The organism is Bradyrhizobium sp. URHC0002, from assembly GCF_054059515.1.
This window is the reverse complement of sequence record NZ_JBSSCF010000001.1, coordinates 4,970,557-4,982,960: the sequence shown is the minus strand read 5'-3', so window position 1 is coordinate 4,982,960 and position 12,404 is coordinate 4,970,557. Positions and strand designations below refer to the sequence as shown.

The 12,404-nt window shown below is 59.6% G+C and carries 15 protein-coding genes and 2 pseudogenes; 6 read left to right on the top strand and 11 right to left on the bottom strand.

The genetic code is table 11. The features are described from left to right. Positions 1 to 170 precede the first annotated feature (170 nt). The 5 genes and pseudogenes from ACVWVY_RS24210 to ACVWVY_RS24190 form a co-directional block, all read right to left on the bottom strand. Positions 171 to 383 carry a hypothetical protein gene (locus ACVWVY_RS24210; protein WP_456628724.1) on the bottom strand — a complete coding sequence of 71 codons (213 nt, stop codon included), beginning with the start codon at positions 381 to 383 and terminating at the stop codon, positions 171 to 173. 95 nt (positions 384 to 478) lie between these two features. Continuing rightward, on the bottom strand, positions 479 to 691 hold the full coding sequence (locus tag ACVWVY_RS24205) for a hypothetical protein (protein ID WP_456628724.1): 213 nt from the start codon (positions 689 to 691) through the stop codon (positions 479 to 481). A 95-nt stretch (positions 692 to 786) separates the two neighbouring features. Continuing rightward, complete coding sequence (locus ACVWVY_RS24200; RefSeq protein WP_456628726.1) at positions 787 to 999, bottom strand: hypothetical protein; 213 nt, start codon at positions 997 to 999, stop codon at positions 787 to 789. 341 nt (positions 1,000 to 1,340) lie between these two features. Next, complete coding sequence (locus ACVWVY_RS24195; protein ID WP_456628725.1) at positions 1,341 to 1,586, bottom strand: hypothetical protein; 246 nt, start codon at positions 1,584 to 1,586, stop codon at positions 1,341 to 1,343. Positions 1,587 to 2,040: 454 nt separating this feature from the next. Continuing rightward, a pseudogene (locus tag ACVWVY_RS24190) lies at positions 2,041 to 2,211 on the bottom strand (IS5/IS1182 family transposase); the annotation flags it as partial. 224 nt (positions 2,212 to 2,435) lie between these two features. Between ACVWVY_RS24190 and ACVWVY_RS24185 the strand changes: the two are divergent. The 4 genes and pseudogenes from ACVWVY_RS24185 to ACVWVY_RS24170 all read left to right on the top strand — a co-directional run. Next, a complete protein-coding gene (locus tag ACVWVY_RS24185) occupies positions 2,436 to 2,648 on the top strand; it encodes a hypothetical protein (protein WP_456628724.1) in 213 nt (70 codons plus the stop codon). A 784-nt stretch (positions 2,649 to 3,432) separates the two neighbouring features. Beyond that, positions 3,433 to 3,624 carry a hypothetical protein gene (locus tag ACVWVY_RS24180; RefSeq protein WP_456628723.1) on the top strand — a complete coding sequence of 64 codons (192 nt, stop codon included), beginning with the start codon at positions 3,433 to 3,435 and terminating at the stop codon, positions 3,622 to 3,624. Beyond that, positions 3,621 to 3,830, top strand: coding sequence for a hypothetical protein (locus ACVWVY_RS24175; RefSeq protein WP_456628722.1), 210 nt, complete (start codon positions 3,621 to 3,623; stop codon positions 3,828 to 3,830). Before ACVWVY_RS24180 ends, ACVWVY_RS24175 begins: the two co-directional genes overlap by 4 nt. Positions 3,831 to 4,234: 404 nt before the next feature. Next, a pseudogene (locus tag ACVWVY_RS24170) lies at positions 4,235 to 4,719 on the top strand (transposase); the annotation flags it as partial. Positions 4,720 to 4,882: 163 nt separating this feature from the next. On the opposite strand, the gene ACVWVY_RS24165 reads toward ACVWVY_RS24170, so the two are convergent. The 4 genes from ACVWVY_RS24165 to ACVWVY_RS24150 form a co-directional block, all read right to left on the bottom strand. Next, positions 4,883 to 5,095: a hypothetical protein gene (locus tag ACVWVY_RS24165; RefSeq protein ID WP_456628721.1), complete on the bottom strand. Its 213-nt coding sequence runs from the start codon at positions 5,093 to 5,095 to the stop codon at positions 4,883 to 4,885. Positions 5,096 to 5,670: 575 nt separating this feature from the next. Beyond that, positions 5,671 to 5,904: a DUF6894 family protein gene (locus ACVWVY_RS24160; protein ID WP_456628720.1), complete on the bottom strand. Its 234-nt coding sequence runs from the start codon at positions 5,902 to 5,904 to the stop codon at positions 5,671 to 5,673. A gap of 270 nt (positions 5,905 to 6,174) precedes the next feature. Further along, positions 6,175 to 6,591 carry a hypothetical protein gene (locus ACVWVY_RS24155; RefSeq protein WP_456628719.1) on the bottom strand — a complete coding sequence of 139 codons (417 nt, stop codon included), beginning with the start codon at positions 6,589 to 6,591 and terminating at the stop codon, positions 6,175 to 6,177. A 20-nt stretch (positions 6,592 to 6,611) separates the two neighbouring features. Next, entirely contained in the window at positions 6,612 to 7,355 is a 744-nt protein-coding gene (locus tag ACVWVY_RS24150) for a formylglycine-generating enzyme family protein (RefSeq protein WP_456632298.1), read from the bottom strand. A 380-nt stretch (positions 7,356 to 7,735) separates the two neighbouring features. Between ACVWVY_RS24150 and ACVWVY_RS24145 the strand changes: the two genes are divergently transcribed. Together ACVWVY_RS24145 and ACVWVY_RS24140 are read left to right on the top strand one after the other, a co-directional pair. Further along, complete coding sequence (locus ACVWVY_RS24145; protein ID WP_456628718.1) at positions 7,736 to 8,638, top strand: DUF4399 domain-containing protein; 903 nt, start codon at positions 7,736 to 7,738, stop codon at positions 8,636 to 8,638. A gap of 25 nt (positions 8,639 to 8,663) precedes the next feature. Further along, the gene (locus ACVWVY_RS24140) at positions 8,664 to 10,001 is read left to right on the top strand and encodes a caspase family protein (protein WP_456628717.1); all 1,338 of its coding nucleotides are present in this window, start codon (positions 8,664 to 8,666) and stop codon (positions 9,999 to 10,001) included. A 1,003-nt stretch (positions 10,002 to 11,004) separates the two neighbouring features. Here the strand turns inward: ACVWVY_RS24140 and ACVWVY_RS24135 are convergent. Both ACVWVY_RS24135 and ACVWVY_RS24130 read right to left on the bottom strand, forming a co-directional pair. Continuing rightward, positions 11,005 to 11,343, bottom strand: a complete 339-nt coding sequence (locus ACVWVY_RS24135; RefSeq protein WP_456628716.1) for a hypothetical protein — start codon at positions 11,341 to 11,343, stop codon at positions 11,005 to 11,007. 793 nt (positions 11,344 to 12,136) lie between these two features. After that, entirely contained in the window at positions 12,137 to 12,349 is a 213-nt protein-coding gene (locus ACVWVY_RS24130) for a hypothetical protein (RefSeq protein ID WP_456628715.1), read from the bottom strand. Positions 12,350 to 12,404 lie beyond the last annotated feature (55 nt).

Here is a 12,404-nt window from a genome sequence, read left to right as displayed (position 1 = left end):
GAGCATCTCTCGGCAGGTAGGCACGGGTACGCTCGTCGCGCATCGACACCGTGTCGAGACCCTCTTCCCGTAATTCCCTTAGCGAGGGTGCTCGTGTCGATGAAAATTGTCGATTGAAATGAGTACCCGCACACCCCGGGAGCAGCCAGGGGTGTGCGGGCTTTCGAAAGTTAGCCGATCGAGCTGGTGTTCGACTGCGCGAGCAGCTGCGCGACGTTAGCCGCACCACCGGCACCGAAAACGCTGGAGCCGCCCTGAGCCACACCAACCTGCGTGGCAGTGTTCGCCTGTGCAACGATGTTGTTGGACAGATTGGTAAAGTCGAAGATCCCGCCGCACACCGCGTCGAGTTCCGCATCGATCAGTTCATGCACTACTTTCATGAATTCCATCCTTTGGGGTTGCATGTGAAAATTGTCGATTGAAATGAGTACCCGCACACCTCGGGAGCAGCCAGGGGTGTGCGGGCTTTCGAAAGTTAGCCGATCGAGCTGGTGTTCGACTGCGCGAGCAGCTGCGCGACGTTAGCCGCACCACCGGCACCGAAAACGCTGGAGCCGCCCTGAGCCACACCAACCTGCGTGGCAGTGTTCGCCTGTGCAACGATGTTGTTGGACAGATTGGTAAAGTCGAAGATCCCGCCGCACACCGCGTCGAGTTCCGCATCGATCAGTTCATGCACTACTTTCATGAATTCCATCCTTTGGGGTTGCATGTGAAAATTGTCGATTGAAATGAGTACCTGCACACCCCGGGAGCAGCCAGGGGTGTGCGGGCTTTCGAAAGTTAGCCGATCGAGCTGGTGTTCGACTGGGCGAGCAGCTGCGCGACGTTAGCCGCACCACCGGCACCGAAGACGCTGGAGCCGCCCTGAGCCACACCAACCTGCGTGGCAGTGTTCGCCTGTGCGACGATGTTGTTGGACAGATTGGTAAAGTCGAAGATCCCGCCGCACACCGCGTCGAGTTCCGCATCGATCAGTTCATACACTACTTTCATGATTTCCATCCTTTGGGTTTGCGTGTGAACAACATCTGGCTCGAAGCAAGCCAGCGCCTCACTGAGCGTGTTGGTACACGAGGCTGGCTTTTCCATCTGTGACAGAAATCACGGGCGCCTGTGCCTACCGTAAATCACATCCGGCTATATTGATGGTACGAGCCGGGCACCCTTGTTCAATGACAAATGAGTGCGCGTGGCGTTGTAGTCATCTTTGTAAGACGGCAGAACGTGGCGCTGATGGCGTTCGCCAAACACTACGACATGATCGATTCATTCCCGCCGGATTGAGCCGATCAACCGTTTAGCGTACGCGTTTTGCCAAGGTGAGCAGGAAGCCGTCAGGCGGTCTCGAACGCCGATAGACCAAACCCCGGCGGACAACGATCTCGCCATAGGCTCGATTTCGGTCCCTGATTAAGTAACGATGGATTTGCTCCCAGCCACAGGCTTCGGTGAGCTGATTGACAATCCAATCGGCCGTCGTGTGCGCCGTGATCCCAAACCACAGGATTGCCGCCATGACCCATGATCAGCAAACCATAGAGCAGCCGGAACGAAATCGTCGGCACGACGAAGAGGTCCATTGCGACAATGCCATCCCCATGGTTCCGAAGGAACGTCTTCCATCCCTGGAGGAAGGGCCCCTCCTCCGCGCCATGTACTTGGCCTGATCCGGCCGATGTCGATGCTGAGCCTGAGAAGCCCTCCATCGATCTTGGCGCTCCTCACAACGGTTGGCGATGCTCATCTCGCGGATCAGCCGACGAATTTCCAACGGTACGGCCGGTCGGCCGCAGCCGTGCGGCAATTTGCAGCGCCACGCCTTGACGGTATTTTGTACCAACGATACAGGCCAACAAAGATCAGGCGATCCGTGACACTGAAGGCTATCTCTCCGGCTGGTGCCGTCGCTGAATGTCAGTTGATGGAGAAGGATCAGGATCTCAGCTTCCGACGACGCCCGCGCCCGGAACAATGAAACCAGCACCGACCATACCAGGCTGCAAGCTTCTCTCATAAGGCAGAAGCATTGCGCGATCCAACATCACGTGCCAGCCGGATTAGGTTTCCGACAGAGGCAGCATGAATTTTGCTGATCAATCCGCCACGTGACCGTCGCATGGATTGTCTTCTATTCCAGTTGATGCAGGCACCCTGCTGATGCACGCGGACAATAGACGTGTCGATTATTTGCAGAGCGGCATCATGGGTGCGCGAATTTTGTCGTCATGATCCAGGCCGACATCCAACAAACAAAGATCATTCTGGCCAAGAGTTCACCTTGGCGTAGCCGAAGCTGACTACCACCGTGGGGCGCCCGTGATTTCTGTCACAGATGGAAAAGCCAGCCTCGTGTATCAAACACGCATGTTGAAGCACTGGCTTGCTTCGAGCCAGATGTTGTTCACATGCAACCCCCAAGGAGGGAACTCATGAAAGTAGTGCATGAACTGATCGATGCGGAACTCGACGCGGTGTGCGGCGGGATCTTCGACTTTACCAATCTGTCCAACAACATCGTCGCGCAGGCGAACACTGCCACGCAGGTTGGTGTGGCTCAGGGCGGCTCCAGCGTTTTCGGTGCCGGTGGTGCTGCTAACGTCGCGCAGCTGCTCGCCCAGTCGAACACCAGCTCGATCGGCTAACTTACGGGAGCCCGCACACCCCTGGCTGCTCCCGAGGTGTGCGGGCACTCATTTCAATCGACAGTTTTCATGGACACGAGCACCCTCGCTCAATGAATTACGGAAAGAGGGTCTCGACACGGTGTTGATGCGCGACGAGCGTACCCGTGCCTACCTGCCGAGAGATGCTCATCCCACAGGGGATGGCCCGGCCGGGTCCATCAAAAGCGATTCCGCTGCCAACTGCAGTGTTTCTCTAAATAGATCCCGAACGATCAAGATCGCCTCGGGCATATACGGTACTTCGGAGATCACGATAGGAGCGACGTCATGCCAGAGTTTGCAATTTTCATAGTGTTTCTCCTTGCTGCGTTCGCGATCAGCAGGCTCGTTTAGTGAATTGAAATTTGCTCCCAATGACACGCACGAAGGCTACACCGTCCAGCTAAGCGTCGATCGCTTCAGAGTTCGCAGGGAAAGTAACCGCAATTGGGTAGGCTGCTCCGGATCCCCTGGACCAGCTGCGAGACAACCGCGCGAGGGCTTCATGACGATTCAGATCTCACGACGAGGCAATGCATATTTAGAGACAGCACGGACTTTGCTCCGCCATGCCGAAACCATGACAGACCGAGCGATTGCCGGTCAGCTTAGGGCTCTTGCTGACGACTACGAGCGGCGAGCTGTGAAAGCTTCGCATGTCGATGCAGCCAAAGCACTCGCTCGATCGGCTGCTGCTAGCGCTGAACCCGAGTGGTGTACATGACCTGGTGGGCAGCCTCACAGCCCACCATACGGAGCGAACATGGGCGAGATTGTTCGATTTTCCCCAAAGTCTGAGCGCGACCGAGCCCGCTTAATTCGAGAAGCACGCGCGATATATGACAGCATCTTCCCGCCGGCTGATCCGGTCAGGGAGCAGCATGACAAGGCACCGATAAGGCATACGGTCGGCGGCGCCAATGCCCTTCGCAGCGACGGGGATCTCCTGTCGTGATCACGATCATCGCCGTGCTCTGCAGTCTCTCTTCTCCGACAAATTGCCACGAGCAGGTCGTCACCACCTCGGACTTCGCCGACGTCTCGATGCAGTCCTGCCTGACGGGCGCACCGCAGCTCGCCGAGTGGATGAACCAGCATCCGGCCGAGCGCCTGGCAGCATGGCGCTGCGTGGTTGGTAAACAGGATCGCAGGGGAGCTTAGGCTGGAACGCAGCTTCCCCGGACGCTTTGAACCGCTTAATCACGACGGCTGCGGTTACTGGCGCTGGCAGCGACAGGTAAGCGCTTGACTGAGCAAGCACATAATCCACGGCGAGCAAGAGTTGGCAGCCACCGCCAATCGGAAGGGTTTCGACGACACCAATCCATGGCTTCTCGATCGCGGAGCCTGTGAGATCAAGGGGCGATGCGTTCTCGCGCGCCACGCCACGAACCATTTTGTGCTCGTACCCCGCGGCGTACGTCGCGGGATTGGTTGGAATTGAAGGTGGTGTTGTCTCCGAGGTGATCAACCTCGAAGCATCCGGCGTTGGAGCGCCAGATCGAAGACCACGCCGTGACCAGCAACATCACGAAGATACCATCCCCGCAGTGTGAGGGAAAGCGGCTCCCCAGCTTTTCGACGATCGATTCGATCCGATCGAAACTGCGGTACGGGAACGAGCGCGGGAATTTATTGAAGAATTGATCCGCAGCGTGCTCGCTGCGGCTCGTGCGGGTCCGCGCCGGTTTTGAGGGAACGCTTGGCATTGCGGGTCATCGGCACGGCAGCCGGCTGCGGTTGCTGACCGGTACCTTTGGGCCGATTAAGATTGCGGTCCCGCGTGCCCGAATTGACACCCCCGGAGGGCGGGACGACGGAATGGAAAGCAGGCGCTGCGGGAGTACCATCGCCGCACGCTGGCCGCCGACGCGCTGATCGCCAGCAGCTACCTGGCCGGCACCAACACGCGGCGGGAGCGCCGCGCCCTCAGCGCTCTGTTGCTGGCGCCATCGGCAAGGACACGGTGGGCCGGGTGTGGCGCAATGTGAAGAGCAGCTGGGACACGTGGAATGCCGGCTCGCTGGCCGAGGAGCCGATCATGCGATTGAGCGCTCCAACGCCGGATGATTCGAGGTTGATCACCTCGGAGACTACGCCACTCTCAATTCCTACCAATCCCGCGACGGGACCGTGTTCATGAGAATTCTCGATTGAAATAAGTACCCGCACACGCCCAGGAGCAGCCAAGGGGGTGTGCGGGAATCGGTGACTTAGCCGATCGAGCTGACACTCGACTGAGCGAGCAGCTGTGCGACGTTAGCAGCACCACCGTTACCGAAGACACTGAAGCCGCCGACGGCAACACCAACCTGCGTAGCAATGTTTGGCTGTACCACGATATTGCCTGTCAAATTGCTGAAGTCGAAGAGCCCTCCGCACACCGCGTCGAGTTCCGCATCAACCAGTTCATACGCTTCACTCATGAATTCCCTCCTTGGGGGTTGCATGTGAACAACATCTGGCTCGAAGCAAGCCAGTGCTTCAACATGCGTGTTTGATACACGAGGCTGGCTTTTCCATCTGTGACAGAAATCACGGGCGCCCCACAGTGGCAGTCAGCTTTGGCTACGTCATAACCTGTTGGATTACGCTGTGAGCCAGCTGGCATCCTCAGGGCCGTCGTCGCCACGGCCATGCCCCTAGGGTCTGCATGATGGGATAAATCGACGAACAGTGATTCAAGTTTCCCGACGCTGGAGCCTGGGGACCGCTTACAGCCGTCACGCGAGATACTTATGAGCGCGGCAAGATTGCTACAGTTGCCTCGGCTTCCATGCTGTTCGGTCGCGCGAACGGCGCGCCTGCGAGCGCATTCGATGCACGACCTTGCGTCGCGCTAGGAGCTGTGGGTGCTCTCAAGATGGCGTGCGGGCTGCGACGGAAATGCCGCTGCGCGCTTATCGCTCCAGCGAAGGCACGCCGGAGGAATGTCGTCGCGATCGCATCCAAGCACTGGTGAAAACGCATGAATGACGGCAGCTTCGACGGCATGACGTCCTCAGTGCGGCTTGCCGAGCACGAATGCGAAGGGCAAGACGAAAATCTCATCGCCGGCCTCATCGATGGCATGCAAGACCCAATCACGCCAATCTTCAAGGTTGGCTGCTGCGATGACCGATCGCACCCTGCTGGCGGCCTTCTCGCACGCCTCGATCAGGTCGGAGACGGATGTACCGCAACGATCCATCAACACTCCTCGAGCGTTGGAGACATGGAAGTAGACTTGAGCCATGTACGCCTCCTCTGAACATCCTGGTTAGCAAGGTCGACCCTGCATATCGGAGGCCATACAAGGCTGCAGAAGAGGTCGTCTGTGATCATGCTCACAGGGTACCTGAGGCTCGCCAGCGTTCGCAAAAATGAAATTGCAAGCTCTTGGCGCCCTCAAGGCCCAAAAGACTGCGATACGCAATGGTCCAGGATACAAGCGTTGTGGCTGCTTATGGCGACGCCGCGATTCGACAACTGTCTCGCTCACAGACAAAAGTGTCTGACGATTTGTTCAAGGATTGCTGCCGACGCGATCAGTCGCCTTGGTCTCGACCGCCGGGCCGATCAGGAGATTGATCGGAACGTCCTGTCCGTGGCGGCAGGTCAGCAGTCCCGATCCAGATGAGCCAGATGCGACGATGCGGCATTGATCGCCGTCCATGACCAACGTGCCTTCCAGGCGTGCGGACGAAACCTTCAGCTGCATACGCGCCTGCTTTTGCTCGACGCCATTGACGCTGCACAGGCCGACGTGTCGCAGCGTCATCGCCCCTGAATAGTCCGCACCTAGGCGCGTTACCGTTTTCGCGAGATTTCCCGTCATCTCCCATTCGTGGAGATAGCCGATTTGCCCGCTGAACGAGTAGGACTGCGCCACAGCGGCCGGCGCAGCGGCAAACATCAGTATCACCGCAACGATCGTGCGCATCCTTCCCGCACCCTTCGTGCTCACTGCAACTCGCGCGCGACGCGAAAGCCGTTGGCATAGTAGCGCACGTCAACGTCGTAGCGAAACCTCGCCGGAGATCTGACGTCGCTGGCCTTGCTCAGGAAGTTCCCCCCGCGCAGCACCCGCAGGCGGCAATCGCCCGACGTCCAGGGCGACCCGTCCTTCGGTGCATTGCGATAGGAGTCGTTCCAGCAATCCTCGACCCATTCCGCCGCATTGCCTGATGTGTCGTAGAGCCCGAAGCCGTTTGGCCGGAACGAGCCAGCGGGAACTATCCGCTGCTTGGTCGGACTGCCGCAGGTTTCGCACTGTGCCTTGCCCGCGCCTACCTCTCGTCCCCACCAAAAAGGCGTCCTGGTCCCCGCGCGCGCGGCATATTCCCATTCCGCCTCGCTGGGAAGACGGTATTTTTGTCCGGTCTTCTGCGACAGCCAGGCGACAAAGAGCTTGGCGTCCTCCCAGCTGACATTGATCACTGGGCGGTCGCCGCGTCCCCAGCCGTGATCGTCGGGACGCACTTTGCAAGCGCCAGCATCGGCGCATTGATCCCACTCCGCAAACGTCACCTCGCGGCGGCCGATGGCGAAGGGCTTGCGAATGCTGATCGGATGCTCGGGCTTCTCATAGGGCGTCTCATTGGATCCCATCACGAAATCCCCCGGCGGCACCACCACAAGCTCAGGACAATTGTCGCAATCGCGAAATAGTTCTCCTGGTTCCGGAGGGGCACTATTTTGAGCCACCCTGGTGTTGGATGGCGCGGACGGCCGGTCGGCAGGCTGGCCGCTGCTCAGCCCTCTCTGGGCGATCGCCACAGAACTCGCCAATTCCACTAGCGCTGTGAGGAGGATCACAGACAAGATGGCCAATTTCATGTTGTGATCTCCAGTAGGCCTGAACGATCGAGAGTATGAAATGTCACATGCAAATGGGCATAACATGCTTCATCCAGCCTCAGCCGGCAAGGCGACGGTTCCGACCGAGGAATTTCGGATTTACATTGGGCGGCAAAGGAATATCGTTTGCCCGACCCGCTCGCTTTGCTTGACGGGATAATACTAGGTTTTTGCATTTTTTTTCAGATTACCGCGACTGCTGCGGTCCAGACATTGGGAAGAGCGCGATGACGCATCGCTTCCTGCCATCAGTCCTGGTTCCATTTATCGCCGGCTTGATGCATTGCCACGCCGCACAGGCTCAGGCCGGCGGACCGACGCCGTCGCCGGCGGGGGCAGCCGTCTATTTCATCGGAGTGAAGGACGGCGACACGCTGCCACCCAAGACCACTCTGCATTTCGGCCTGCGTGGCATGGGCGTAGCGCCGGCAGGTTCGGACCGGGCCAATAGCGGTCACCATCACTTGATCATTGACGCGCCGACGCCGCCGCTGAATGTCGAAACCCCCAACGACTTCCAGCACCTGCATTTCGGCGCGGGACAGACCGAGGCCGAGATTTCGCTGACACCTGGCGAGCACACGCTGCAGCTCGTGTTCGCCGACAAGAATCACGTTCCGCATTCGCCTCCGGTGATATCCGAACGGATCAAGGTTAAGGTAGCCGAGCAGACCGCCCCCGCGGCGGAGCAGACGGCACCACCTGCTTCAGGCGGACGTCACCCCTCGCCGAAGGATGCCAAGGTCTATTTCATCTATCCCAAGAACGGCGCCTATATTTCTCGTAACCCGGTTATCCGCTTCGGCCTGCTGAACATGGGCGTGGCACCGGCGGGCTTCGACAAGCCCAACACCGGCCACCATCATTTACTCGTCGATACCGAGTTGCCGCCGCTCGACATACCGACCCCGAACGACTTCAACCATCTGCATTTCGGCGCCGGCCAGACCGAGGCGAAGATCACGCTGCCGGTCGGCCAGCACAAGCTGCGCCTGCTGTTCGCCGACGCCGCTCACGTGCCGCACGATCCGGCAGTCTACTCGGAAGTCATTACCGTCAACGTGACGGAGAGCGGCCAGCCGCCGCGGAAGCGCTACAAGCGCCGCCATCGCTCATGGCGAAGTTACTGATATTGATACTGATATTGATGCAGCCATGAAACTGCGCCAACTCATGATTTTCGGCCTCTGTCTCGCCATCGGCGCGATGTTCTCCAATGCGGCCGCAGCGGAGCGTCGTGTCGCGCTGGTGATTGGAAACTCCGCCTACAAGAACGCAGCCACGCTGTCCAATACCACTAATGACTCCTATTCGATGGAAGCGCTTTTCAAATCGATCGGCTTCGACGTCGTCTTTTCACGCACTGATCTCGGCGTCGTCGACTTCAAGCGCACTGTGCGCGAATTCCTCATCACGGCAGAGAACGCTGATATTGCGGTGGTCTATTACGCCGGGCATGGCATCGAGATCAGCGGCACCAATTATCTGATACCGGTCGACGCCAAGCTGAGCCGCGACTACGACGTCGACGATGAAGCTATCGCACTCGACCGCATCATCTGGGCGCTTCAGCCGGTACGCCGCCTGCGTTTGATCCTGCTCGACGCCTGTCGCGACAACCCGTTCGCGACCAAGCTGCGCTCCGCAGGCCGCGCGGCGACCAGAGGCGGGCTGGCGAAGCTTGATGAAGTCAGCGCCGATACGCTGGTGGCCTACGCGGCAAAGGCCGGCTCGATTTCCTATGACGGCGACGGCTTCAATAGTCCCTACGCAACCGCGCTGCTGCGGCACCTTGCCGCGCCCGGCGTCGATATTCGGATCGCGCTTGGCCGCGTCCGCGATGCAGTTATCGCCATGACCGGTGGACGGCAGGAGCCGTTCATCTATGGCTCTCTCGGCGGCTCAACCATCGCCTTGGTGCCGCTGCCGGATCCGCCAAATGTCGCGCCGGTGCTGCAGCCTGCGGCGGCTGCGCCAAGCCCCCCGCCGGTTTCGGTTCCGGCCCTGCCAAAGCCGAGTGTTGCCGGGGTCAATCCAACGGCGCCAGCAATCACGCCGCCGGCCGCGAAGGAGGACCCCCTCAGATCACCGCTTGGGGCCCAGGCGGCGATCGAGCCCGCAGACCCCTGTGTCCGCGACGAAACGCGCCTGGCGCGTCTGCGCTCCAACCCTGTGCCCGACGAGATCGTCAAGCTCCAGCGCGAGGTCGCCTGCAGCCGGCTGCGCCCGCAAGTGCAGCGCCTCTTCGAGAGCTTCGTCAGCGATACAACTCCGTCCCCTGGCGTAAATGCCGCACCGCAACCGGCCCTGAGGCAGCAGGCGCAGAGCGAACCCGTTCGCGCCGAAGATGCCTGTGCCCTTGATAGGGCGCGTCTGGCACGCCTGCGCGCTGAGCAGCCTACATTCGAGGCGATTACCAAGTTCGAGAAGGAATTGGGCTGCGAACAGCTCCGGTCCCAGCTCCGCCGACTGCGCGAGAGCGTCACCCCCTGATCCGACTGTCTGGACAACCCGCGATCGGTATTGGACCAGGCCGCGCAGGGCCGGTGTTACGGTATTGCTGACAAGGGCTTGTACTCAATCGTAGTGGCTAAAATCGGCGAGCAGTGATTCAAGCTTCCCAAGGATTTTGGGAAGCTGACCAAGCGCTATGACCTGACCATGTCGTACGCCAGGCGGCGCGCGGCGAACGGCGTTGGATGCAGCGTCAAACACGCGGCTATGTCGTGATCGGGACAACACGTTGCGGCATCGTGGGAGGCGCTTCATCTTCGTCATCTCCACTGTTCAGCAGCAACCGTGCGGAGCGTTTCGCCTTTGGCGCGATCGTTCGATCGAAGTGCCGAATCGCAGGTTGTCCGAACGAGATCAGGGGCCGACGCTCTCGCGCGGTCGGCGGCGTGAGACCGGAACTGCTCGCACCCCAACTCCTTCTCTAACTGGGTGATAGCCTCGAGCGTAGGCTCAGCGCGCAAGCGCACGAGACGCGCCGTGTCGCGGGTACAGGTATCTTCGGCGCGAACAGACTCGTTCTATGCCTGCTGCTTCGGAGCCGGTTGCGGCATGGCGAGACAGTCCCATCGACTGAACTCTGTTCCGGATGATGCACACTCGATGCTAATCCACGCGGACAATCGAGGTGTGTCGATCATCTGGACGGGGTCATTGGCAGCGGCGACCGCGTCCACGATATCGCCTCCACACGCCAGCAAACGAAGCGACTGTAGCAAGTGGTCATCAAATCGTACAAATTTCCATCCGCCGCTGACTTGGGCGGTCAGGAGATCGGAATGGATACGAACTTGCGCGTAGAGGGATGCATCTCTGGGCAGGTACGCTCGTTGGGCATCGACACCGTGTCGAGCCCTTCCCGAAATGCCTTGAGCGAGGGTGCGCGTGTCGTGTCTATGAAAATTCTCGATTGAATTTGTATCTGAACACCCTCGAGAGCAGCCAAGGAGCGTGCGGGCATCCGCAATCTAATGCGACGGTTTCCTCACGCATGGCCGAAGCCGCCAACAAGCCGCGATCCGGAGTCGGAGGCGATGGAGCTGAAGTTCAGCTGACTGAGCGCCTGTGTGACGCTGGCCTCACCGCCGACAGCCACACCAATCTGCAAGGCAATGGTCGGCTGTATGACGATATTGCCGAAATTGACGATATTGCCGAAACTGAAATTGCCGAAACTGAAACTGCCGATATTGCCGAAGTCGAAGAGCCCCTGATTCCCCTGATTCCCCTGGTGCCCGTGATGGCCGTGATGTCCGTGACACCCGTGATGCCCTCCACACACGGTGTCGAGTTCCGCATCGATCAGTTCACGCATTTCACTCATGACTTTGATCCTCAGGGGTTTGCATGTGAACAACATCTGGCTCAAAGCGTGCCAGCGCCTCACTCGTGTTTGATACCGGAGGCCGGCTTTTCTATCTGTGACAGAAATCACAGGCGCCCCACGGTGGCAGTCAGCTTTGGCTACGCACCGTTGGATTTACGCTGTGTGTGTGACTTTGCTCGCACAGCAAATGATCGATGCGTGCCTGGAACTGCTGATAAAGCGTGTGCATGTCGCGGAAGCGCTGCTCGAACGGACTGCCCGGGAAGATCGCGCCGACGCCCGCTCCCTTGCGAAGTCTCCCAGCTCGACCTCGCCCGGGATCGCGTTGGCGCAGGCGAGTCGCACACGGGCCCGATTGGTGACATCGATCGGCGCCACGTCGTCGGCCTCCGCATTGTGAGCGTGTCGATGAGGTAGGCGCTCGCCGAGCCGCGCTTTCGCGCGTGCCAGGTCGGCCTGCATGACCGCATTGTCTGCGAGCCGGAGGCCCCGCGGCGCCTTGTGGGGCGCCAACGTGATGAGCTCGGACAGCATGGCGCGCGATGCCGAGTGCCACGGCGGCGACCCCGGTCGCGTAGAGGCCCTGCATGGTAAAGGCATAAAGGCCGACGCGCTCGCGGCGCAGCGCCTTGTCTAGGTCCACTGGCAGCGTTCTGTTTATTTCAGGCCGGGCCAATTCCGCAAAGTATTAATTCATTGAGCGAGGGTGCTCGTGTCCATGAAAACTGTCGATTGAAATGAGTAACCCGCACACCTCGGGAGCAGCCAGGGGTGTGCGGGCTCCCGTAAGTTAGCCGATCGAGCTGGTGTTCGACTGGGCGAGCAGCTGCGCGACGTTAGCAGCACCACCGGCACCGAAAACGCTGGAGCCGCCCTGAGCCACACCAACCTGCGTGGCATTGTTCGCCTGCGCGACGATGTTGTTGGACAGGTTGGTGAAGTCGAAGATCCCGCCGCACACCGCGTCGAGTTCCGCATCGATCAGTTCATGCACTACTTTCATGATTTCCATCCTTTGGGTTTGCGTGTGAACAACATCTGGCTCGAAGCAAGCCAGC